At 73.7% G+C, this 22,220-nt stretch carries 19 protein-coding genes and 1 tRNA gene; 11 read left to right on the forward strand and 9 right to left on the reverse strand.

Going from position 1 to position 22,220, the window contains the following annotated elements:
* Positions 1–67: 67 nt before the first annotated feature.
* The 3 genes from C5508_RS12680 to C5508_RS12690 all read right to left on the reverse strand — a co-directional run bounded on the left by C5508_RS12680 (position 68) and on the right by C5508_RS12690 (position 4,721).
* Positions 68–2,323 (reverse strand): response regulator, encoded by a 2,256-nt coding sequence (locus tag C5508_RS12680; protein ID WP_232797103.1) that lies wholly within the window; start codon positions 2,321–2,323, stop codon positions 68–70.
* A 57-nt stretch (positions 2,324–2,380) separates the two neighbouring features.
* Positions 2,381–3,493 carry a phosphoserine transaminase gene (gene serC / locus C5508_RS12685; protein ID WP_104525315.1) on the reverse strand — a complete coding sequence of 371 codons (1,113 nt, stop codon included), beginning with the start codon at positions 3,491–3,493 and terminating at the stop codon, positions 2,381–2,383.
* Between the two features lie 103 nt (positions 3,494–3,596).
* Positions 3,597–4,721 carry a citrate synthase 2 gene (locus C5508_RS12690; protein WP_104525316.1) on the reverse strand — a complete coding sequence of 375 codons (1,125 nt, stop codon included), beginning with the start codon at positions 4,719–4,721 and terminating at the stop codon, positions 3,597–3,599.
* Positions 4,722–4,846: 125 nt separating this feature from the next.
* Between C5508_RS12690 and pdxH the strand changes: the two genes are divergently transcribed.
* Both pdxH and C5508_RS12700 read left to right on the forward strand, forming a co-directional pair.
* Positions 4,847–5,503 carry a pyridoxamine 5'-phosphate oxidase gene (pdxH, locus tag C5508_RS12695; RefSeq protein WP_232797104.1) on the forward strand — a complete coding sequence of 219 codons (657 nt, stop codon included), beginning with the start codon at positions 4,847–4,849 and terminating at the stop codon, positions 5,501–5,503.
* Positions 5,500–6,876: an MFS transporter gene (locus C5508_RS12700; RefSeq protein WP_232797105.1), complete on the forward strand. Its 1,377-nt coding sequence runs from the start codon at positions 5,500–5,502 to the stop codon at positions 6,874–6,876. The genes pdxH and C5508_RS12700 overlap by 4 nt, the downstream gene beginning before the upstream one ends.
* Before the next feature lie 65 nt (positions 6,877–6,941).
* Here the strand turns inward: C5508_RS12700 and C5508_RS12705 are convergent, their stop codons facing one another.
* Positions 6,942–7,610: a UdgX family uracil-DNA binding protein gene (locus tag C5508_RS12705; RefSeq protein WP_104525317.1), complete on the reverse strand. Its 669-nt coding sequence runs from the start codon at positions 7,608–7,610 to the stop codon at positions 6,942–6,944.
* A gap of 133 nt (positions 7,611–7,743) precedes the next feature.
* On the opposite strand from C5508_RS12705, the gene C5508_RS12710 reads away from it, so the two are divergent.
* From C5508_RS12710 to C5508_RS12735, 6 genes are all read left to right on the forward strand, one after another.
* Positions 7,744–8,658: an ABC transporter ATP-binding protein gene (locus C5508_RS12710; protein WP_104525318.1), complete on the forward strand. Its 915-nt coding sequence runs from the start codon at positions 7,744–7,746 to the stop codon at positions 8,656–8,658.
* Positions 8,655–9,845: an ABC transporter permease gene (locus C5508_RS12715; protein WP_104525319.1), complete on the forward strand. Its 1,191-nt coding sequence runs from the start codon at positions 8,655–8,657 to the stop codon at positions 9,843–9,845. The genes C5508_RS12710 and C5508_RS12715 overlap by 4 nt, the downstream gene beginning before the upstream one ends.
* Positions 9,846–9,873: 28 nt before the next feature.
* The gene (locus tag C5508_RS12720; RefSeq protein WP_104525320.1) at positions 9,874–10,854 is read left to right on the forward strand and encodes a TIGR03557 family F420-dependent LLM class oxidoreductase; all 981 of its coding nucleotides are present in this window, start codon (positions 9,874–9,876) and stop codon (positions 10,852–10,854) included.
* Between the two features lie 70 nt (positions 10,855–10,924).
* Positions 10,925–11,830 (forward strand): tetratricopeptide repeat protein, encoded by a 906-nt coding sequence (locus C5508_RS12725; RefSeq protein ID WP_232797106.1) that lies wholly within the window; start codon positions 10,925–10,927, stop codon positions 11,828–11,830.
* 109 nt (positions 11,831–11,939) lie between these two features.
* Entirely contained in the window at positions 11,940–14,744 is a 2,805-nt protein-coding gene (ppc, locus tag C5508_RS12730) for a phosphoenolpyruvate carboxylase (RefSeq protein ID WP_104525321.1), read from the forward strand.
* Positions 14,745–14,796: 52 nt separating this feature from the next.
* Entirely contained in the window at positions 14,797–15,843 is a 1,047-nt protein-coding gene (locus C5508_RS12735; protein WP_232797107.1) for an inositol monophosphatase family protein, read from the forward strand.
* Here the strand turns inward: C5508_RS12735 and C5508_RS12740 are convergent.
* The gene (locus C5508_RS12740) at positions 15,840–17,240 is read right to left on the reverse strand and encodes a ferredoxin--NADP reductase domain-containing protein (RefSeq protein WP_198598056.1); all 1,401 of its coding nucleotides are present in this window, start codon (positions 17,238–17,240) and stop codon (positions 15,840–15,842) included. The genes C5508_RS12735 and C5508_RS12740 overlap by 4 nt on opposite strands.
* A gap of 93 nt (positions 17,241–17,333) precedes the next feature.
* On the opposite strand from C5508_RS12740, the gene C5508_RS12745 reads away from it, so the two are divergent.
* Entirely contained in the window at positions 17,334–17,642 is a 309-nt protein-coding gene (locus C5508_RS12745; protein WP_104525324.1) for a putative quinol monooxygenase, read from the forward strand.
* Here the strand turns inward: C5508_RS12745 and C5508_RS12750 are convergent.
* Genes C5508_RS12750 through C5508_RS12760 form a run of 3 tightly spaced genes read right to left on the reverse strand, consistent with a single transcriptional unit; the run spans position 17,639 to position 19,693 of the window.
* On the reverse strand, positions 17,639–18,472 hold the full coding sequence (locus C5508_RS12750) for a glycoside hydrolase family 25 domain-containing protein (protein WP_157944087.1): 834 nt from the start codon (positions 18,470–18,472) through the stop codon (positions 17,639–17,641). The two genes, C5508_RS12745 and C5508_RS12750, sit on opposite strands and share 4 nt — an antisense overlap.
* A 55-nt stretch (positions 18,473–18,527) precedes the next feature.
* Positions 18,528–19,337, reverse strand: coding sequence for an Fpg/Nei family DNA glycosylase (locus C5508_RS12755; RefSeq protein ID WP_104525326.1), 810 nt, complete (start codon positions 19,335–19,337; stop codon positions 18,528–18,530).
* A gap of 35 nt (positions 19,338–19,372) precedes the next feature.
* Positions 19,373–19,693, reverse strand: coding sequence for a GNAT family N-acetyltransferase (locus C5508_RS12760; protein WP_104525327.1), 321 nt, complete (start codon positions 19,691–19,693; stop codon positions 19,373–19,375).
* Positions 19,694–19,880: 187 nt separating this feature from the next.
* Here C5508_RS12760 and C5508_RS12765 point away from each other — a divergent pair.
* Together C5508_RS12765 and C5508_RS12770 are read left to right on the forward strand one after the other, a co-directional pair.
* Positions 19,881–19,956: transfer RNA gene (locus tag C5508_RS12765), tRNA-Arg, on the forward strand.
* A gap of 166 nt (positions 19,957–20,122) precedes the next feature.
* Positions 20,123–21,598, forward strand: a complete 1,476-nt coding sequence (locus tag C5508_RS12770; RefSeq protein WP_104525328.1) for an MFS transporter — start codon at positions 20,123–20,125, stop codon at positions 21,596–21,598.
* A gap of 19 nt (positions 21,599–21,617) precedes the next feature.
* Here C5508_RS12770 and C5508_RS12775 read toward each other — a convergent pair whose 3' ends face one another.
* On the reverse strand, positions 21,618–22,067 hold the full coding sequence (locus tag C5508_RS12775) for a DUF5313 family protein (protein WP_104525339.1): 450 nt from the start codon (positions 22,065–22,067) through the stop codon (positions 21,618–21,620).
* Positions 22,068–22,220 lie beyond the last annotated feature (153 nt).

Raw genomic sequence — 22,220 nt, forward strand, 5'->3', positions numbered from 1 at the left:
TATATTGTAGTTAGATGTTTTCTTGTGTTTTTTTTGTTTTTTTTTAAGAGACTGCGTACACAGAGAGCTACACTAGCCTCTTCGTCGGCAGCTTCAGGTGTGTATACGAGACAGCTGCTGGCCCGGGTGCGGCGGGCTCGAGAGGGGTGGGGGTGCGGCCGGCGGCGCGCTCCAGGGCGACCCGCACCCGGGCCAGCAGCTCGGCGGCCCGGAAGGGCTTGGCGAGGTAGTCGTCGGCGCCGGCTTCCAGGCCCTCGACCGAGGCCTCCTGGCCGGCCCGCGCGGTGAGCATGATGACGGGGATGTGCCGCGTGGCCGGATCCGCGCGGAGGGCGCGGAGCAGCTCGAAGCCGTCGATCCGCGGCATCATCACGTCGGTCAGCACGAGGTCGGGCTGCCGCTCCGCCACTGCGGCCAGGGCCTCCGCGCCGTCGGCCGTCGTCCGCACCGACCAGAGGGGGCCCAGCAACCGGGCCAGGTAGGCGCGCATGTCGGCGTTGTCGTCGACGACGAGCACCGAGGCGCCGCCGGTGGGGCCGGTGCCCTCGCCCCGGGGCCGGGGGATGTCGTCCTCCCGGCTCGCCGCCTCCCAGCTCGCCGCCTCCCCGCGGGCCGCCTCGGACGGGCCGACCTCGGGAGTGGTCGGCTCGGCGTCCGGCGCGCCGTAGGGCAGCGTGACGGCGAAGGTGCTGCCCCGACCCGGCTCGCTGGACACCGCGGCCGTCCCGCCGTGCAGCCCGGCGAGCTCCTGGACCATGGCCAGGCCGATGCCCGAGCCCTCACGGGTGCGCGCCGCGGCACCGGTCACCCGCTGGAACCGCTGGAACAGCCGGGGGAGCTCCTCGGCCACGATGCCCACCCCGGTGTCGGCGACGGCGAGGGTGAACCCGTCGTCGTCGGCGCGCAGGGTGACGTCGATGCCGCCGACGAAGGTGTACTTCACGGCGTTGGCCAGCAGGTTGACGACGATCTTCTCCCACATCCGGGGATCGACGAAGGCCGGTCGCGGCAGGGGCGGGCAGTCGACGGTGAGCCGCAGCCCGGCCCGCTCGGCGGCCGAGCGGAAGATCCCGGCCAGCTCCGCGGTGAAGGTGGCGACGTCGGCGCGCACCCGGATCGGCGTCGCGCGCCCGGCCTCGATGCTGGCGAAGTCCAGCAGGTCGTTGACCAGTCGCTGCAGCCGCTGCCCGTTGCGCATGGCGAGGGACAACTGCGCGCGGACGTCCTCGGGCAGCGGCTGGTCGTCGTCCAGGACGTCGCCGAGAGGGCCGAGCAGCAGGGTCAGCGGGGTGCGGAGCTCGTGGCTGACGTCGGAGAAGAACGTCGTCTTCGCGCGGTCCAGCTCGGCCAGCGTCTCGGCCCGCAGCCGCTCGGTCTCGAACGCGCGGATGTTGGCCACCGCGCCGGCGAACTGGCCGGCCACGAGCTCGTTGAAGGTGGAGTACTCGGCGTCCATCGCGCGGTTCGGCGACTTGCCCAGGACGAGCAGCCCGATCGGGTCGGCGTCCCGGGTGGTGTGCAGAGGCAGGGCGGCGGCCTCGGTGACCTGGTCGCCGTAGGGCCCGCCGATGACACCGAGCCGGCGCACACGCGCGAGGAGCTCATCGCCCCCGTCCGCGACGGATCGAGGGAAGGCATCGGGGTCGCATCCCACCGCCGCCACGCGGCGGAACGCGTGCTCACCGGGCGATGACAGATAGACGGCCGCGAAGGGCACGTCCAAGGGGGCGCCCTCCAGGGTCCGGCACATGGCCGACACCGTCTCGTGTTCGTCACCGAGTCGGCCGCCGACCGTCGACAGGGCGTGCAGCAGCCGTTGCCGACGCTCGCTGAGGACCTGGCCGGTCACCTCGGTGCAGACGGCGTGCATGCCGGCCACCTGACCGTCGTCGTCGAAGGCGGGCGCGTGGGAGACCGTGAAGTACGTCTCCTCGCGGTAGCCGGAGCGCTCCAGCAGCACCGGCAGCTCCGGAAGCCACGAGGCCTCCAGAGTGGCCATGGCATGTTCGATCGGCGGGCCCACGGTGCCCCAGCTCTCGGCGAGGACGCGCCGGATGTCCTGCCCGATGGCTGGGTGCTTGGCGCCGATCACCGGTGCGAAGGCGTCGTTGTAGAACTGCAGCTGGTCAGGACCCCAGGTCAGGAGCATGGGGAAGCGCGACACGAGCACCGTCCGGACGGCGAACCGGAGGCTCGCCGGCCAGGACTCGACCGGGCCGACGGACGTGCTCGCCCAGTCGAAGGCGGCCATGATCCGGCCCGCCTCGCCTCCGGCGGCGAACAGGTCGCCTCCGGCAGGTCCCGACGGGTTATCGGGGCCCACATCCACCTCCAGCGCAGCCGACCATCACGGTGCCGAGTTCCTGGGCGCGCACCGCGTTCAGAGTCGCTCGACGACGTGGTCGATGCAGGCCGTCAGCGCGCTGACGTCGTCGGGGTCGACGGCCGGGAACATGCCCACGCGCAGCTGGTTGCGGCCGAGCTTGCGGTAGGGCTCGACGTCGACGATGCCGTTGGCGCGCAGCGTCGTCGCGAGTGCCGCGGCGTCCACCGAGTCGGCGAAGTCGATCGTGCCCACCACGTAGCTGCGGTGGTGGGGGTCGGCGACGAACGGTGCCGCGTACTCCGACTCCTGCGCCCAGCCGTAGAGCCGGCTGGAGGAGTCGCGGCTGCGGCCCACGGCGCCGGAGAGGCCGCCGAGACCGAGCATCCACTGGATCTGGTCGGCCAGCAGGAACAGCGTCGCCACGGCCGGGGTGTTGTAGGTCTGCTCCTTGGTGGAGTTGTCGACGGCGATCGACAGGTCCAGGAAGCCCGGGATCCAGCGGCCCGACGCCTTGATCTCGGCGATCCGCGCCAGGGCGTCGGCCGACATCAGGGCCACCCACAGACCGCCGTCGGCGGCGAAGGACTTCTGCGGCGCGAAGTAGTAGACGTCGGTCTGCGAGACGTCGACGGGGAGACCGCCGGCACCGGAGGTGGCGTCGATCAGCACGAGGGCGTCGTCGGTGCCGGCCGGGCGGGAGATGGGGGCCATGACGCCGGTCGAGGTCTCGTTGTGCGCCCAGGCGTAGGAGTCGATCCCGGGGGTGGCGGTCGGCAGCGCCAGCGAACCGGGCTCGGCCTGCACGATCACCGGGTCACCGAGGAACGGGGCCTCCTGGGCGGCGGCGGCGAACTTGGCGGAGAACTCCCCGTAGGTGCCGAAGGCGGCGCGGTCACGGATGAGCCCGAGGAGCGCGGCGTCCCAGAACGCCGTCGACCCGCCGTTGCCCAGCACGACCTCGTAGCCCTCGGGCAGGTCGAACAGCTGGGTGAGCCCCTCGCGCACCTGGTGGACCAGGTTCTTCACCGGTGCCTGCCGGTGCGAGGTGCCCATGAGCGCGACACCGTCGGCCGCCAGGGCCCGCAGCGCCTCCGGGCGCACCTTGGACGGGCCGCACCCGAACCGGCCGTCGGCCGGCAGGAGCTCGGCGGGGATCGAGATGCTCATCCGGGGGGTGATGCCTTCCAGGAACGGGTCGCGCGGGACGGCGGACGGCGACGGCCCGGGTCGCGGTGCGGATCCCGGGCCGTCGCCGTCGCGGCCGGAGCGGCTACGCGGGCTGCGTCGTGGCCTTGGTCTTGATGCTGTCCCAGCCCTCGACGGCCTCGGGCTTGCGGGGCTCGGGGCCGACGTAGCGGGCCGACGGGCGCACCAGGCGACCGGTCTCCTTCTGCTCGAGGATGTGCGCGCACCAGCCGGCGGTGCGGGCGCAGGTGAACATCGAGGTGAACATGTGGCTGGGCACCTCGGCGAAGTCCAGGACGATGGCGGCCCAGAACTCGACGTTGGTCTCGACCGGCCGGTCGGGACGCCGCTCACGCAGCTCCTTGAGGGCGGCGTTCTCCAGAGCGAGGGCGGCCTCGAAACGCGGGGCGCCGAGCTCCTGGGAGGTGCGGCGGAGGACGCGGGCGCGGGGGTCCTCGGCGCGGTAGACGCGGTGGCCGAAGCCCATCAACCGCTCCTTGCGGTCGAGCAGGTCCTTCACGTACTTCTCGGCGTCGCCGGTCTTCTCGACCTCGTCGAGCATGTGCAGCACGCGGGAAGGGGCGCCGCCGTGCAGCGGGCCGGACATGGCGCCGATCGCGCCGGACATGGCCGCGGCGACGTCGGCGCCGGTAGAGGCGATGACGCGGGCGGTGAACGTCGAGGCGTTCATGCCGTGCTCGGCGGCCGATGTCCAGTAGGCGTCGACGGCGGCGACGTGGCGGGGGTCGGGCTCGCCGCGCCAGCGGATCATGAAGCGCTCGACGATGGTCGAGGCCTCGTCGATGCGGGACTGCGGGACGGCCGGGGTGCCGATGCCGCGGGCGGACTGCGCGACGTAGGACAGCGCCATGATTGCCGCGCGGGCCAGCTGGTCGCGGGCCTCCTCGGTGGAGATGTCCAGCAGCGGGCGGTAGCCCCAGAACGGTGCGAGCATCGCCAGCGCGGCCTGCACGTCGACGCGCACGTCACCGCTGTGCACCGGGATCGGGAAGGGCTCCGCCGGCGGGAGGCCCGGGCCGAACTTGCCGTCGACCAGCAGTGCCCAGACGTTGCCGAAGGTGACCTTGCCGACCAGGTCCTCGATGTCGACCCCGCGATAGCGGAGCGAGCCGCCGTCCTTGTCGGGTTCGGCGATCTCGGTCTCGAAGGCGATGATGCCTTCCAGGCCGGGTACGAAGTCGTCGGCCATGTCGCATGCTCCTCTGCGCGCGGGACCACGTGCGCGCTGGAGAGCCGCACGATTGCCTGCCGACCCTAGGCCGTCCTCCGGTGCCCGGCACACGGGGGGCCGCGCCGCGGTGTCAGCATGGGGATGTGCCTGACCTGCCAGACCTCGCCCGGATGCGCCGCGACTACGACGCCGGCCGCTTCGCGGAGGAGGACCTCGCGCCCACCTGGCTGGAGCAGTTCGACCGCTGGTTCGGCGACGCCGTGGCCGCGGAGATCCCCGAGCCGAACGCCGTCGTCGTGGCGACCGCGGACGCCGACGGGGCGCCCGACGCCCGCATCGTGCTGATGAAGGGGTACGACGCCGACGGGTTCATCTTCGGCACGAGCTACGCCTCGGCCAAGGGCGCCCAGCTGGCGGTGAACCCCCGGGCGGCACTGGTCTTCCCGTGGCACCCGATGCAGCGGCAGGTGCGGGTGGCCGGCCGGGTCGAGCGGATCGGCGACACCGCCTCCGACGGCCTCTGGGACCCCCGGCCGCGCGGAGCCCAGCTGGCCGCGGCGGCGTCGGTGCAGTCGACGGTCGTGGACTCCCGGGACGAGCTGGCCGCGCGGGTGCGGCTGCTGGACGAGCAGACGCCGGAGGGCCGGCTGCCGCGACCGGCGAGCTGGGGCGGATACCGCGTGGTGCCCGAGCGGGTGGAGTTCTGGCAGGGCGGCGGGGACCGGCTGCACGACCGGCTGCGGTTCCTCCGGGATGACGCGGAGGGCGGCGGCTGGATCGTCCAGCGGCTCGCTCCGTGAGCGAGCCGCGCGAGCGAACCGAAGACACCGCGAGTGGGATCGACCCGACGGACGCCGGACGCGGGCCGGTCGACGCCGAGCAGGCCGGGCGGGGGATCGAGGAGCCGGTGCCCGGACCGGCGCGCAAGCGCCGCGGGCTGGCCCTGGACACCGCACCGCTGCGGATCCCCGCCTACCGCCGGCTGTTCGGTGGCGTGGCCGCCACGATGATCGGCCAGCAGATGACGCTGGTCGCCGTTCCCTTCCAGGTCTACGAGCTGACCGGGCGCTCGCTGTTCGTCGGGATCACCTCGGTCGTCGCGCTGGCGCCGCTGGTCGTGTTCGGCCTGCTCGGCGGTGCGATCGCCGATGTCATGGACCGCCGCCGGCTGATGCTGGTCACCTCGACCGGGGCCGCGGTCACCAGCGCCCTGCTCGCGGTCCAGGCGCTCCTGCCCGGGGGCGGCAACCTCGCGCTGCTGTGGGTGCTGACCGCCTTCGTGTCCGGTTTCGCCGCGGTCAACCAGCCCGCGCGCAGCGCCGCCATCCCGGCGGTCGTGGGGATCGAGCTGGTGGCGGCGGCGAACGCGCTGGCGATGACGGTGCGGCAGGCGGGCGTGATCGCCGGTCCGCTGCTCGCCGGCGTCCTGATCAACCAGGGCGAGCTGTTCCTCGCCTACGTGATCGACGCCCTCGGCTTCCTCGCCGCCGCGCTGCTGCTGCGCGGGCTGCCCCCGCTCCCGCCCGGCGGCCGCGTCGTCAAGCTGCGGCTGGGGGCGGCGGTCCGCGGCGTGGGCGAGGGCTTCGTCTTCCTGCGCACGCAGCCGGTGCTGCTGATGACCTTCGTCGTCGACATCATCGCGATGCTCTTCGCCTGGCCCAACGCGGTCTTCCCCGAACTGCAGGACACCCGCTTCGCCGGCTCGCCCAACGCGCTCGGCTGGCTCTTCGCCGGGGTGTCGGCCGGCGCCCTGGTCATGGGCCTGACGTCGGGCTGGGTGTCGCGCATCGACCGGCAGGGCGCCGCCGTGCTCGGCGCGATCTCCGTGTGGGGGGTCGCGACCATCGGTTTCGGGCTGGCGCCCTCGCTCTGGCTGGCCGTCCTCTTCCTCGCGATCGCGGGAGCCGGCGACATGGTCAGCGCCGTGCTGCGGACGTCGATGCTCCAGCTGGCCGCGCCCGACGAGATGCGCGGCCGGATGCAGGGCGTGTTCATCGTCGTCGTGGCCGGCGGACCGCGGCTGGGGGACCTGCGGGCCGGAGCGCTGGCCAGCGCGGCGTCGGTGACCGTGGCGATGGTGTCCGGCGGGATCGTGGTGGTGCTGGCGATGGCGGCCGTGGCGCTGCTGGTGCCCTCGTTCTGGCTGTTCCGCGCCTCCCGTACCGCCGCCTGACAGGGCGGCCACCCTTCAGGGGCCCGCGCCGAGCGTGCGAGGCGTGGGGGAAGGGTGGTCCGTCGTCAGGCGAGGGCGTGCGCGACCACCCGAAGATCGGCGACCAGGGCGGCGTAGGCGGTCTCGCGCGCCTCGTCGGGGGTGCGCAGGATCGCCGACGGGTGCGTGGTGGCGAGGATCCACGTCTGGTGCGCGGCGTCCTCGTCGTCGTCCTCCGTGGGCGCCGGTGCGCCCGGCGGGGTCCACGGCATCAGCCGGCCGTGGTCGGCGGTGATCCGGAACGACGGCGAGATCAGCGACTTCGCCGCCGTCGCGCCGAGGGCGACCACGACCTCCGGCTGCAGGAGGGCCAGCTCCGCGTCCAGCCACGGGCGGCACGCCCGCAGGTGCTCGGGCCGCGGTGTCTGGTGGATGCGGCGCTTGCCCTTCACGGTGTGCGAGAAGTGCTTCACCGAGTTGGTGATGTAGCTGTCCCGTCGCTCGATGCCGGCCTCGGCGAGCGCCTTGTCCAGCAGCCGCCCGGCCGGACCGACGAACGGCTCGCCCCTGCGGTCCTCCTGGTCGCCGGGCTGCTCGCCGACGAACACGACCCGGGCCGTGTCCGGGCCGTCGCCGAAGACGGTCTGGGTGGTGTCCTGCCACAGCTCGCACGCCCGGCACCCGGCGGCGGCGGCGCGCAGTCCCTCCAGCCCGACACCGGTGGGCGGCCGGGCCGCGCCGTTGCCCTCGCTCATGCGCCGATGACACCGCACCCGGCCCGGATCCGCGAGGTGGGCGGATACGGCACGCCCGGGTGCCGGGTGGTACCGGAGAACTCGTGAGCCCCGCTACGGTTCGACCCGTACCGGGACGACGGCAGGAGGACAGGTGCTCGAGTTCGACGCGCTGCGCAAGAGCTTCGGCGCGAACCAGGTGCTCGACGGCGTGAGCTTCGCCGTCCGGCCGGGTTCGATGTTCGGGTTCTGCGGGTCCAACGGCGCCGGTAAGACGACGACGATGCGCATCGCCATGGGGCTGGTCCGCGCCGAGGCCGGGGACGTCCGCTGGCAGGGCCGTGCCCTCGACCAGGAGGCCCGGCGGCGCATCGGTTACATGCCGGAGGAGCGCGGGCTCTACCCGAAGATGAAGGTCGGCGAGCAGATCGCCTACTTCGGCCGGCTGCACGGGATGGACGCCGCCGCGGCCTCCCGCGCCTCGGCCGAGTGGGTCGAGCGCCTCGGCCTCGGTGAGCGCCGGAACGACGCCGTCGAGAAGCTGTCGCTGGGCAACCAGCAGCGGGTCCAGCTGGCCGCGGCCCTGGTCAGCGGGCCCGAGGTGCTCATCCTCGACGAGCCGTTCTCCGGCCTGGACCCGATCGGCGTCGACTCGCTGGCCGAGGCCCTCCTGGACCAGAGCCGGGCGGGGGTCCCGGTGGTCTTCTCCAGCCACCAGCTGGACCTGGTCGAGCGGTTGTGCGACTCCGTCGGCATCCTCGCCCGCGGTCGCATGGTCGCCACCGGCACCGTCGACGAGCTGCGCCGGCGCGAGGCCGGCCGGCTGCTGCGCGTGGTGGTCCCCGACGCCGGGCCCCAGTGGGCAGCCGGCATCCCAGGGGTCCGGGTGGTGTCGGAGCAGGCCGGTGACACGGTGCTCGAACTGGCCGGCGACACCGACGACCAAACCGTCCTCGCCGCCGCGCTGGGTACCGGGCGGGTCACCCACTTCGCCTGGCAGCAGCCCACCCTCGTCGAGCTCTTCCGCGGCGCCGTCGCCGCTCCGGCCCTCCAGGAGGTGGCGGCGTGAGCGCGTCGCGGACCCCCGGCAGCGCGGGACTCGTGCGGCTCGTCGCCGCACGTGAGATCTCCGCCCGTCTCCGGGACAAGAACTTCATCATCAGCTCGGTCGTGATCCTGGTCGTGCTGCTCGGCGCGATGGGCATGCAGGTCGCGCTCGGCTCCGGCGGCGACTCCACCCGCATCGGCCTGGTCGGCGGGAGCGCCGCCCTCGGCGAGGCCCTCGAGGCGCAGGGTGAGGCGCTCGACGTCGACGTCACCGTGGTGGCCGTCGATGACGAGGACGCGGCGCGGACCGCGATCGAGGAGGACGAGGTCGACGGCGTCCTGGTCGCCGAGGGCGCAGGCGAGCCCGAGCTGCTGGTCGAGCAGTCGGCCGACGGTGCCCTGCAGTCGGTCGTGCAGGGCGCGGTGGCGCAGCTGGCGCTGGCCGACCAGCTCGCGGCCGCGGGCGTCAGCGACCTCGAGCTCCCGCAGGTCGGGGTCACCGCGCTGGACCCCGACGCCGACCAGGACGGGCAGCGGGTCGGCATGGCGATCATCGGCGTCTCGCTGCTCTACGGCCTGCTCATCCTCTTCGGCCAGTTCGTCGCGCAGGGCGTCGTGGAGGAGAAGTCGAGCCGCGTGGTCGAGCTGCTGCTGGCGACCATGCGCCCGTGGCAGCTGTTGGCCGGCAAGATCATCGGGCTCGGGCTGCTCGGCCTGGCGCAGATCGTGCTCATCGTCGTCATCGGCGTGGCCGGGGCGCTGGCCCTCGACATCGTCGACATCCCCGGTGAGCTGGTCGGCACCGCCGTCGCGGTCGTCGCGTGGTTCGTGCTGGCCTACGCGTTCTACGCGGCGATCTTCGCCGTGACCGCCTCGCTGGTCAGCCGCCAGGAGGACCTCAACACCGTGGTGATGCCCACGATCATGGTGCTGGTGGTCGCCTTCGTCGTCGGCATCCAGGCCGCCTCCGAGCCCGAGGGGACGCTGGCGGTCATCACCTCCTACGTGCCCGGGCTGTCGCCGATGGTGATGCCGGTGCGGCAGGCCGCCGGCAGCGTCGCGGCCTGGGAGCTCGTCCTGTCGGCCGCGCTGATGATCGCCGCGATCGTGCTGGTCGTCCGCCTCGGCGGCCGGGTGTACGCCGCGGCCCTGCTGCGCACCAGCGGCAAGGTGAAGATGCGGGAGGCCCTGCGCGCCGAACGGGTGTGATCGGTCCGGCCCCGGGTAGCCGCGCCGCATGGCGATGCAGCTGGGCTACACGATGATGACCGAGCAGGCCGGGCCGAGGGACCTCGTCCGCCACGTGGTGGGGGCCGAGGAGGTCGGGTTCGACTTCGCCGTGAGCAGCGACCACTACTTCCCGTGGCTGGCCGAGATGGGGCACTCGCCCAACGCCTGGGTCACCCTCGGGGCGGCCGCCCAGGCGACCAGCCGGATCCCGCTGATGACCTACGTGACCTGCCCGACCTTCCGCTACCACCCGGCGGTCGTCGCCCAGCAGGCGGCGACGCTGCAGATCCTGGCGGAGGGGCGCTTCACCCTGGGCCTGGGCTCGGGCGAGAACCTCAACGAGCACGTCGTCGGGCAGGGATGGCCGCCGGCCGACGTCCGCCAGGAGATGTTCATGGAGGCCATCCAGATCATCCGGGAGCTCTTCGACGGCGAGGGCTACACCAACTTCCGCGGCCAGCACTTCGACGTCGAGTCGGCGAAGCTGTGGGACCTGCCGGAGAAGCGCGTGCCGATCGGTGTGGCCTCGGGCGGCAAGCAGGCGTCGAGGATCGCCGGTGAGCTCGCCGACGCCCTGATCGCCACCGAGCCCAAGCCGGAGCTCGTCGAGGAGTTCGACGCGGCCGGCGGCGCGGGGAAGCCGCGGATCGCGCAGATGCCCATCAGCTTCGGCACCGACAAGGCCGCCGCCGTCACCCGGGCGCACTCGCTGTTCCGCTGGTTCGGGTTCGGCTGGAAGGTCAACGCCGAGCTGCCCGGCCCGATCGCCTTCGACGCCGCCGGCCAGTTCGTGCGCGAGGAGGACGTGGCCGGCTCCATCCCGTGCGGCGACGACGTCGACGCGGTGATCGAGGGGGCCAGGGAGTTCGCCGAGGCGGGCTTCACGCACCTGGCCCTCGTGCAGATCGGCGGGGACCAGCAGGAGCCCTACCTGGAGTGGACGAAGTCGTCCCTCCTGCCGGCCTGGCGGGAGGCCTTCGGGAGCTGATCGGGGCCCCGGAACAGCTGATCGGGTGACCGACCGCCCCCCGGGCGACCCCGTGGGGTGAGGTGGGACGGTGCAGGGGCGCGGAACCGGCCCCCGCGCCGCGATCATCGTCGGCATGACCGAGGACCTCGATGCGCGGATGCGGCGGCTGCTTGCCTCCGACGATGCCGACGCACTGATCGACCTCGGCTGCGACCTGGCCGACGCCGGCCGGCAGGAGGACGCCGAGACCTGCTTCCGCTCCGCCTTCGAGCTCGGCGACACCGTCGCGGCGTTCAACCTGGGCAACTCCCTCGCCGCGCAGAACCGGTGGGAGGAGGCGGTCGACGCCTACGAGGTCGCGCTGCGCGGCGGCGAGGCCGACGCCTGGCGCAACCTCGGGCTGGTGCTCGAGGACCTGGGTGACCTGGCCGGCGCCATGCGCGCCTACCGCGGCGCCGCGGCCGCGGGTGACCTCGAGGGCGGCCTCCAGCTGGCCTTCCTGCTCCGCGAGCAGGGCGAGCGGGACCAGGCCATGGCGGTCGCCGAGGAGTTCGCCGCCGCCGGGGACGAGGAGGCCAAGGCCGTCGTCGCCTGCTGGCGCTGGTGCTCGACCCTCGACCCGTCGCTGGAGGCGGACCTGCGCGCCGGGCAGCACCACTTCCCGGCCGCCCGCGCCGACCTCGCCCACCTGCTGCGCGAGACCGGTCGCCCGGTCGAGGCCCGCTCGGTGCTGGAGCGCGGGGCGAAGCTCGGTGAGCAGGTGGCCTGGCTGCCGCTGGGCAACCTCTACCGCGAGGAACTCGGCGACGAGGAGGCGGCCGAGGAGGCCTACCGCAGCGGGATCGCGGCGGGGGACAGCTACTGCCACCAGAACCTGGCGGTGCTCCTGGCCGACCGCGGCGACCTCGAGGGCGCCGTCGAGCAGTTCCGCCTCGGTGCGGCAGCCGGCGACTCCCTCGCCGCCCAGTGCCTCCAGGAGCTCGAGCGGGAGTAGGAGGACCACCCTCCCGCCTCGCCCGCTCGGCGCGGGTCCCTGGAGGGCGGCCGTTCCACCGCGCACAGCCCGACACGAGTTCGTAACCGCCCACCCGGATACTCCTTGTGTGTCCGAAGCCACAGTCGACGTCGCCGACCTCCGTTCCCACAACGGGGAGGATTCGTCGGACGACCGCGCCGACGAGCTGCCCCTGCGCGAGGACATCCGCCTGCTGGGGCGCGTCCTCGGCGAGGTGATCGGCGAGCAGGCCGGGCCCGACGTGCTCGAGCTGGTCGAGTCCACGCGCGTGGAGGCCTTCCGCGTCCGCCGCTCCGAGATCGACCGGGTGGACCTGGCCCGACGCCTGGGCGGGCTGGACGTCCGGGCCGCCAACCACGTGATCCGGGCGTTCAGCCACTTCTCCGTCCTGGCCAACCTGGCCGAGGACATCCACCACGAGCGGCGCCGCCGGCACCACCGCCGCGCCGGCTCCGCGCCGCAGCTGGGCAGCCTGGCCGCGACGTTCGCCCTGCTGGACGAGGCGGACCTGTCCGCCGACGAGGTGGCCCGCGAGCTCTCGGGAGCCCTCGTCTGCCCGGTCGTCACCGCGCACCCCACCGAGACCCGCCGCAGGACGGTCTTCCAGGTGCAGCGCCAGATCACCCGGCTCATCCGGCAGCGGGACCGAGCCGGGAACGACGTCGACGACGTGTGGTCGGCGCAGCTGTGGCGCTCGGTCCTCACGCTCTGGCAGACCGCGTTGCTGCGGCTGTCGCGGCTGCGCCTGCAGGACGAGATCGACGAGGCGCTGCGGTACTACGAGCTGTCGCTGTTCGAGGTCGTGCCGGCTCTCAACGCCGAGCTGCGGCGCGCCGTGGAGGAGCGGTGGCCCGGTGCCGGGCTGCTGCGCCGGCCGATGCTGCTGCCCGGTTCCTGGATCGGCGGTGACCGCGACGGAAACCCCTTCGTCACCGCCGAGGCGCTGCGCCGGGCCACCACGCGGCAGGCGGAGACCGCGCTGACCCACCACCTCGCGGAGCTGACCGAGCTCCGCAGCGAGCTGTCGATGTCCGACCGGCTGGTCACCCCGACGCCCCAGCTGTACTCACTGGCCGACGCCTCCCGCGACGACTCGCCGTTCCGCGCCGACGAGCCCTACCGCCGGGCGCTCACCGGGATCTCCGGCCGGCTGTCGGCCACGGCCCGGCTGGTCCTCGGCACCGTCCCGGGGGAGACGGAGACGGGTCCGTCCCTCCCCGCCTACGACAGCCCCGACCAGCTGCGCGCCGACCTCGACGTGGTCGATGCCTCGCTGCGCAGCCACGGCGCCGGGTCGCTCGCCGATGACCGCCTGCTGCGGCTGCGCGAGGCCGTGGAGGTATTCGGCTTCCACCTGTGCGGCCTGGATCTCCGGCAGAACTCGTCGGTGCACGAGCAGGTCGTGGGGGAGCTGCTGACCTGGGCCGGGGTGTGCGAGGACTACGCGGCGCTGGACGAGGCGGCCCGGGTCGAGTTGCTGGCCGGGGAGCTGACCCTCCGCCGTCCGCTGGTCCGCCCCGACGCCGCGCTGTCGGAGGGGACCCGCAAGGAGCTCGACGTCCTGGTGGCCGCCGCCGAGCGGGTCGCCCTGCTGGGACCCCGCACGATCCCGAACTACGTGATCAGCATGTGCGAGTCGGTCAGCGACGTCCTGGAGGTCGCCGTCCTGCTCAAGGAGGTCGGGCTGCTCGACCCGGCCGGCGCGGACGGCCCCACCTGCCCGATCGGCATCTCGCCGTTGTTCGAGACGATCGGCGACCTGCAGGCGGCCGCCACCACGCTCGGCGCCGTGCTCGACCAGCCGCTCTACCGGGCGCTGCTGGCCAACCGCGGCGACGTGCAGGAGGTCATGCTCGGCTACTCCGACAGCAACAAGGACGGCGGTTACCTCGCCGCCAACTGGGCGCTGTACCGGGCGGAGCTGGAGCTGGTCGAGCTGGCCCGCCGCGAGGGCGTGCGGCTGCGGCTGTTCCACGGCCGGGGCGGCACCGTGGGCCGCGGCGGCGGTCCCAGCTACGAGGCGATCCGGGCGCAGCCGCCGGGCGCGGTGGCCGGTGCCCTGCGGATCACCGAGCAGGGCGAGGTCATCGCGGCCAAGTACGCCGACCCCGACCTCGCCCGGCGCAACCTCGAGGCGCTGGTCGCCGCGACGCTGGAGTCGACCCTGCTCGACGTCGAGGGCCTCGGCGACGACGCCGACGAGGCCTACGCGCTCCTCGACGAGCTCGCCGCCCGTGCCCAGCAGGCCTACGGGGAGCTGGTGCACGAGACGCCCGGCTTCGTGGAGTGGTTCCGGGCCGCCACCCCCATCCGCGAGCTGGGCGAGCTGAACATCGGCAGCCGGCCCCCGTCGCGCAAGGCCGGGGACTCCATCGCCGACCTGCGAGCCATCCCGTGGGTGTTCAGCTGGTCGCAGACGCGCATCATGCTGCCCGGCTGGTACGGCACCGGGTCCGCGCTGGAGGAGTGGGTCGGGGACTCCGAGCAGCGGCTGGAGCGGCTGCGCGACCTGCACCGGCGCTGGCCGTTCTTCCGCACGGTCCTGTCGAACATGGGCATGGTGCTGGCCAAGACCGATCTGGGTCTGGCCGCCCGGTACGCCGAGCTGGTGCCCGACGAGGAGCTGCGGGCCCGCGTCTTCGACCGGATCACCGCCGAGCACGAGCGGACCTGCCGGATGACGCTGGCGGTCACCGGGGACGACCGTCTGCTGGCCGACAACCCCTCGCTCGCGCGGTCGATCCGCAACCGGTTCCCCTACCTGGAGCCGCTGCACCACCTGCAGGTCGAGATGCTGCGCCGTCGTCGGAGCGGTGAGGACGACGAGCTGACCAGCCGCAACATCCAGCTGACCATCAACGGCATCGCGACCGCTCTGCGCAACAGTGGCTGAGCGCTGGTTCCTGCGCCGTCGGCCGGACCCGGACACGGACCTCCGGGTGGCCGTGAGCGGAGCGGACGTGCGGACGGCGGCCCTCGCCCTCGGCATGCCCCCCGGCGCCCTCGCGCCGGCGGTGCACGACCCCCGGCTGCGGGTGCTGGTCGGCGGTGGGCAGGCGGCGCTGGTCCGGCGGCAGTGGCACCCCGACGGGTTCGCAGAGGCCGTGGTGCTCCGTCGGGCCGCGGTGCCCCTCGAGCACCCCGCGGTGCGGGCGCTGGCCGCCGGCTGGGGCTGCGAGCAGGTCCGGCACGGCAGCACCGACCGCCGGCGGGCGGTCACGGGACCGGGGGAGGGCTGCTCGCTGGCCGACCGGTTCAGGCACCTGGCCGCGCTCGCGGCCAGCCGGGTGGAGATCGCCGTCGGGCTCGCCCGGGACAGCGGCGAGGAGCGGACCAAGGACGACGGCAGCCCGTCGCTGGCCGCCGACGAGGCCGCGCACGCCGCGGCCGTGGAGGTGCTGGGCGGGCTCGGCGTCACCGTGCTCTCCGAGGAGCGCCGCGACAGCGCCGTGGCCGACGGCGAACCGTGGATCGTGCTGGACCCGCTCGACGGGACGGGGAACTTCTCCGCGGGCCTGCCGCCGTGGGCGTTCTCGGCGGCGCTGGTGCGCAACGGCGTGCCGATCGCCGGCCTGGTGACCGACCTCGCCTCCGGGCGACGGTGGACGGGGCTCCACGGCATCGGGGCCGAACGCGACGGTGTGCCGATCGAGCCGCGGCCGGGCAGCACCGTCGTCGTCCCCAGCGGGCCGTCGGGGCGGACGGTCTCCGTGCCGTCGACCGCGCGGCGGGTCCGGGTGACCGGCTGCACCGCCGTCGATCTGTGCCTGGTCGCCGACGGCGCGGCCGCCGCCTGGCACGACCTGGACCGCAGCGGCACGCACGTGCACGACGTCGCCGGTGGGCTGGCGGTGCTGCTGGCGGCCGGTGGCGCCGCGCTCGACGCGGACGGCCGGCCGTTCCTCCTGGAGCCCGACACCGAGACGAAGATCCGCTTCGCCGCCGCCTCGTCGGTCGCCGAGGCGGCGGCGCTCATCGCGGCGGTGGGCTAGCGGCCGACCGCCGCCCGCACCGCTGCCAGCAGTGCCTCGCGCTCGTGCAGCGTGGTGCGCGCCCGGCCCCTGCTCGCGCCGAGGGCCTGCTCGGCGGCGTCGATCGCCCGCCAGTCCTCCAGCAGCACCGGCTCGGCACCCCGGTCCTGCAGCGTGCGGACGAGGTCGTCGACCGGTCCCCGCACGCGCAGCGTCCCGTCCGCGGCGTCGGCGAGGAGGCCCGCGACGGTCTCCCGGGCGTCGTGCTTGTTGTGCCCGACGACCCCCGACGGCCCGCGCTTGATCCAGCCGGCCACGTACTCGCCGGGGGAGGGGCGCCCGCCCCGCAGCACGCGGCCGGCGTCGTTGGGCACGGTTCCCGACCGCTGGTCGACCGGCAGGCCGGGCAGCGGGGTGCCGAGGTAGCCCACCGACCGCACGACGAGGTCGGCCGGGACGATCTCGAGCTTCCCGGTGCCCATCGCGCGCCCGTCGCCGTCGACTGCGGTCCGCTCGACCTCCACGCCGGTGACCCGGTCCTCGCCCAGCAGCCGTACGGGGCGCCGGTAGAAGCGCAGCCGCAGCCGGGCGTGCCCCGGTTCGGGCTGGTGCCGGGACCACTCCCGCAGCACCGCGAGGTTGCGGGCGACGCCGCGGTCGGCCGCGGCCCGCTCCTCGGCGTCGGCGTCCAGGACGAGCTCGGCGGGGTCGACCAGCACGGTGGCCCGCGCCAGCTCCCCGAGCTCGCGGAGTTCCTGGGTGGTGAAGGTCGCCTGGGCCGGGCCGCGGCGGCCCAGCACGGTGACCTCCTCGACCGACGTCGCGGCGAGGGCGTCGAGCACGTGCTGCGGCATGTCGGTGGGCTCGAGCTCCTCCGGTGCGCGGGCCAGCACCCGGGCCACGTCGAGCGCGACGTTGCCGACCCCGATCACGACCACCGACCGGATCCCGGCCAGGGCGGCCTCCACGCCGGCGCGGTCGGCGTCGGGATGACCGCAGTACCAGGAGACGACGTCGGTCGCGGCGAGGCTGCCGGGGAGGTCCTCGCCCTCGATGCCGAGGTGCCGGTCGAGCGCGGCACCGTAGGTGTAGACGACGGCGTCGACGTGCCGTCGCAGCTCGTCGAGCGTGATGTCCTTGCCGACCTCGACGTTGCCGACGAAGCGCACCAGCGGGTGGTCGAGACTGCGGTGCAGCGTGTCGCGGATGGCGCGCATCTTCGGGTGGTCGGGGGCGATGCCGTGCCGGACCAGCCCGAACGGCGTGGGCAGCCGGTCGATCAGGTCGACCGCGACCGGGACGGCGCTCTGCCGGGTGAGCGCGTCGGCGGTGAAGATCCCGGCCGGACCGGCACCGACCACGGCCACGCGGAGCGGGTGCTCGGCCGACGGGGGAGGGGGAGCACCAGCGTCGGCCACGACTGGCATCCTGACGCGGCCGGCGCCGCTCCACCAGGGCTGGCGTCCGCACCCGTCCGCATCCGTCCGTTCCCGTCGCCCCAGGAGGCCTCCGTGTCCGTCGTCGTCGTCGCCACCATCACCCCTCGGCCGGATGCGGTGGACGCCGTCCGGGAGGCCCTGCTGACCGCGGTTCCGCAGGTGCACGCAGAGCCGGGGTGCGAGCGGTACGCGCTGCACGAGGCCGAGGGCGTCTTCGTGATGGTCGAGCGGTGGGAGAGCCAGGAGGCGCTGCGGGTGCACGGCAAGGCGGAGGCGCTGACGAATCTGGGCGCCACGATCGGCGACAAGCTGGCCGCTCCGCTCGACGTCCGCTACCTGACGGCCGTGCCGGCCGGCGACCCGGACAAGGGCGCGATCTAGCGGCAGGCGTAGTTGAGGTCGAGGTCGTCCGGAACGTACTGGGTGAGCTCGACCTCGCTGCGTGGGACCAGTGCCGGCTCGTCGCACAGGTCCACCGCCTGGGGCAGGGTCAGGGCGCCGGCCAGCCAGCTGGGCAGGCCGACCAGCGGGCTGTCGGCGGGCACCTCGCCGACGATCCGGCGCCACTGGTAGCCGGTCGAGTACACGCCGACCTCGCCGTCCTGATCGGTCAGGTACTCGGTCATCCCCTCGAGGGTGACCCGGTTCCGGGCGCGGGCCTCGGCGGAGCCGGACTGCCAGGTGTTCATGGTCTCGACGTCCAGCCACCACGTGTAGCGGGCGGGCTGGCTGTCCAGCCGCGCGGCGCGGGCCGCGGGCCGGAAGAACGCCTCGACGCTGGTCCGGGCCCGCTCCCAGCCGTACTGCCACGAGCAGGCCATCGAGTTGCCGCCGTCGCAGCTGCCGTACGGGGTCTGGCCCGTCGAGGGCCAGGTGGTGACCAGCCCGCGGAGCTCACCCGGGTTGGCGGTGTTCAGGTAGAGCTGCACGCGCGGCTGGTCTCCCACCGCGCCGGAGGACCCCGAGGCCCAGGTCAGCTGCTCCGTGAGGCAGGGATTGGTGCGGGTGGCCAGTCCGCCGTTCACGCCGACGACGGCGAAGGCGCCCGGCGCGGGCAGCTCCGTGCCGCACTGCGGGTGCGAGACGTCGTAGCCCACGGTGCGCCCCGCGCCCGAGCCCTCGGTCGGGGCCGCTGCGGCAGCGCCCGGGTTGCCGAGCAGCACCGTGACCGAGGCGAGCACCCCGACGACCCACCGTGATCCCGATCTCATCGGCGGCGAACGTACACGCCGTTCCTGGGAGGGCGGCGGCCCGGGCGACCGAGGGTCAGACCGCCTGGCAGACGGGGCACCAGTACAGGTTGCGGCCCACCATGACCTGGGTCCGGATCTCGGTCCCGCACAGCCGGCAGGGGAGTTCGGTGCGGCGGTAGACGTAGTGCGCGTCGTCCCGCTGGACGGCACCGCCGCGCCGGGACCGGTCCTCCGGGCGGGTCGTGACGATGCGCCCCATCCGGACTCCGGCCCTCATCAGCGTGACCAGGTCCGGCCACATGCGGGCCCACAGCTCGGCGTCCACCTGCCGGCCCGGACGGAACGGCGACACGTTGTGCCGGAACAGCAGCTCGGCGCGGTAGACGTTGCCCACGCCGGCCAGCACCGACTGGTCCATGAGCAGGGCGCCGATCGCGGTACGGCTTCCGGTGATCCGGCGGAACGCGGCCGTGCCGTCGGCGCGGGGGCGCAACGGGTCGGGGCCCAGCCGGTCCAGGATGCGCATCGCCTCCGGGGTGGTCAGCACCTCGCAGGCGGTGGGTCCGCGCAGGTCGGTCCAGACGCCGGCGTCGTCGGCACCGTCGGCCTCCCAGCGCATCCGCAGCGCCCCCTTCGCCGGCGGCGGGGCGCCGACGCCGGTCGTGTACGTGCCGTACAGCCCGAGGTGCACGTGCAGGTGGTCGCCGCCGAAGCGGGCGAACAGGTGCTTGCCGTAGGAGAAGACCTCGTCCAGCACGCGGCCGTCGAGCAGCGCCGCGCCGGCCTCGAACCGCCCCTGGGGGCTGGTGACGTGCACCGGGCGACCGGCGAACAGCTGGGTCTGGTCCCGCGCCAGGCGGTACAGGGTGTGGCCCTCGGGCATCCGCGCAGCCTAGGCGGCCGCCCGCGACGGCCCGGTCAGCGGTCGGCCGTCTCCAGGCCGAAGTGCGGCCGGTCCTCGGCGGCCACCAGGTCGACGTCCGCCGGGTGCTGCTGGATGTAGTGGCGGACGAACGAGCAGTAGGGGAGCACGGTGAGCCCGCGCTCGCGCGCCGCGGAGAGCACACCGGCCACGAGCGTCGTCCCGATGCCCTGGCCGCCGACGCTGGGATCGACCTCCGTGTGCGGCAGCGTCATCGACGTGCCCTCGACGTGATAGCTGGCCAGCCCGACCACGCGCTCGCCGATCCGGACCTCGAAGCGCCCCTTCTCGGGGACGTCCACCACCGTGGTGCCCATCGATCCTCGTCCACCCTTCCGTCGTCTCCGGCGCCGTTGCCGGAGAGCGGGACGTACGCACCAGAACGGTAACCCTGGCGATCCGTCCGCGTCCTCTTCTCGTTCGACGCGTCGGGTGCGCGAGAGGTTCCGCTCCGCCGCCGGATAGCCTCTGGTCGTTGGTCCGGCGCGGGTGCGCTCCGCCGTGGCCCCCGTAGCTCAGGGGATAGAGCATCGGTTTCCTAAACCGTGTGTCGCAGGTTCGAATCCTGCCGGGGGCACCACCAGGCGCTGCCCCTCACCGGGCGGCACGGCAGCTGACCGGAGGGCGCTCGGCGGTGATCATCGGTGGGCACCGATGAGCCGGCGCCCCTCGCGCGGTCTTCCCTGCTGACCCGCACCCGTGCCAGGCGCCCGCCTGGGACCCCGGTGCCGGCGAGGGAGGACACCATGGCCGACCGCGCACCCGCGCTCGATCTGCGCTCGGGACCCGAGCGGGTCTTCGCGCACCTGCTGGTCAACAACGTGCTGGTGTCGGTCGTCAACTACACGGTCTGGTTCGCGGTGACCTTCTGGGTGTTCCTGGAGACCGGGTCGGTGTTCGCCACCGGCATGATCGCCGGCATCTTCCTGGTGGCGACGGCCGGGACCGGCATCTGGTTCGGCAGCCTGGTCGACCACCATCCCAAGCACGCCGTCCTGCAGGGTTCTGCGGTCGCCTCGATGGCGCTCTACTCCCTGGCGTTCGCCATCTACCTGCTCACCCCGGCGGAGTCGTTCCAGACCGCGGCCAGCGTGCCGCTGTGGATCTTCGTCGTCCTGCTCATGGCCGGTGTGATCGCCGGCAACCCGCGCATGATCGCGCTGCCGACCCTGGTCACGCTGCTCGTCCCCGAGGACCGGCGGGACCGGGCCAACGGGCTCGTCGGGTCCGCGTCCGGCCTGTCCATGCTCGTCACGTCGGTGATCAGCGGGCTGCTGGTCGCCTTCGGCGGCATGGGCGCGGTCCTGGCGCTGACCCTCACCGTCCTGGTGCTCGCGGTCGTCCACCTGACCGCGGTGCGCGTCCCCGAGGACCGGAGGCCGGCTGCCGCGGACGGTGGTGACGGCGCGGCCGCCAATGCCGGCGTGGACCTGCGCGGGACGCTCCGGCTCGTCCGCGGGGTGCCCGGCCTGCTGCCGCTGATCCTGTTCAGCTGCTTCAACAACTTCCTCGGTGGCGCCTTCATGGCCCTGATGGATCCCTACGGCCTGTCGCTGATGTCCGTGCAGGCGTGGGGGCTGCTGTGGGGCGCGCTGTCCGCGCTGCTGATCGTCGGCGGCCTGCTGGTGGCCCGCGTCGGCCTGGGCAGCCGCCCGATCCGCGTGCTGCTGCTGGTCAACGTGGTCATGTGGACCGGGACGATGCTGTTCCCGCTGGTGTCCTCGATCCTGACGCTCACCGTGGCGATGGGCGTCTTCATGCTCGCGATGCCCTTCGCCGAGGCCGCCGAGCAGACCGTCCTGCAGCGGGTGGTCCCCTACGAGCGGCAGGGCCGGGTGTTCGGCTTCGCCCAGAGCATCGAGCAGGCGGCTTCCCCGCTGACCGCCTTCCTCATGGCCCCCCTCACGCAGTTCGTCGTCATCCCGTTCATGACCGACGGCGCCGGGGCGCGGGGAATCGGTGAGTGGTTCGGTACCGGCCCGGTGCGCGGCATCGCCTTGGTCTTCGTCGGCACCGGGCTGATCGGGGTCCTCGTCGTCCTCGCCGCGCTCGCCAGTCCCGCCTACCGGCGGCTGAGCGCCGCCTACGCCGCAGCCCGGGACGACGCCTCCGCTGCGGCGGGCTCGATCGACGCGGAGGCCCCCGGCATGCCCGCACTGCCCGTTCCCGCCCCGGTCGCCGTGGCGTCGTCCCTGCGACCGGACGGCGACCCGGCGGTGTGACGCCGACCGATCCTGCCGATCAGCGGCCGGTGCGCTCGCGGTAGCGGGCGGCACGCTTCGCGGCGGCGGCCCGCCGGCGTTCGCTGTCCCTGAGGTCGCGCTGGGAGCCGGCACGGTCCCGGACGGCGGTGGCGGTGCCGGCCGGGTAGCCGGCCTTCATCACCCGGGTCTCGGTGGTCTCCGGCATGTAGGCCAGCGAGTAGATGAGGCCGAGGAAGATCCCGCCCCCGACCACGGCGATGCGCAGGCCGAACGGCGCCGGCAGGAAGATCAGGACCAGCGCGATCGGGACCGCCATCTGCACGAGCATCCGGGCGACGTGCCGCAGGCCCCAGGTGCGGGTCGTGGTGTCGAAGAGGACCCAGCCGCGGTGCCGCTCCGGCAACGTGCCGCCCAGGGCGTACCAGAGCCAGCGGTGCGGAGCGGGCCGGATGACCGGCTGATCCGGCTCGTCGGTTCCGTGCGTCATGTCCGCTGTGCTCTCCTCGTGGACGACCACGTCGTCTCGTCGTCCACAGTAGAACCGTCGGCCGGACGGAACGTCGGCCGCCGTCAGGTCGTTGCCCCGGGGGGCGACCCGCCCCGAGCCGCTTCGTCGAAGAGAGCCATGAGCCCCGATCAC

Origin of the sequence: Blastococcus atacamensis, from assembly GCF_002938425.1 — a bacterium.
In the GTDB taxonomy this organism is placed as follows: domain Bacteria; phylum Actinomycetota; class Actinomycetes; order Mycobacteriales; family Geodermatophilaceae; genus Blastococcus; species Blastococcus atacamensis.

Excerpts from the sequence above, each read along its gene's own strand:
- serC (WP_104525315.1), bottom strand. The coding sequence starts at position 3,493 with ATGAGCATCTCGATCCCCGCCGAGCTCCTGCCGGCCGACGGCCGGTTC.
- C5508_RS12690 (WP_104525316.1), bottom strand. The coding sequence starts at position 4,721 with ATGGCCGACGACTTCGTACCCGGCCTGGAAGGCATCATCGCCTTCGAG.
- C5508_RS12705 (WP_104525317.1), bottom strand. The coding sequence starts at position 7,610 with ATGAGCGAGGGCAACGGCGCGGCCCGGCCGCCCACCGGTGTCGGGCTG.
- C5508_RS12720 (WP_104525320.1), top strand. The coding sequence starts at position 9,874 with ATGGCGATGCAGCTGGGCTACACGATGATGACCGAGCAGGCCGGGCCG.
- C5508_RS12750 (WP_157944087.1), bottom strand. The coding sequence starts at position 18,472 with ATGAGATCGGGATCACGGTGGGTCGTCGGGGTGCTCGCCTCGGTCACG.
- C5508_RS12755 (WP_104525326.1), bottom strand. The coding sequence starts at position 19,337 with ATGCCCGAGGGCCACACCCTGTACCGCCTGGCGCGGGACCAGACCCAG.
- C5508_RS12760 (WP_104525327.1), bottom strand. The coding sequence starts at position 19,693 with ATGGGCACCACGGTGGTGGACGTCCCCGAGAAGGGGCGCTTCGAGGTC.
- C5508_RS12770 (WP_104525328.1), top strand. The coding sequence starts at position 20,123 with ATGGCCGACCGCGCACCCGCGCTCGATCTGCGCTCGGGACCCGAGCGG.
- C5508_RS12775 (WP_104525339.1), bottom strand. The coding sequence starts at position 22,067 with ATGACGCACGGAACCGACGAGCCGGATCAGCCGGTCATCCGGCCCGCT.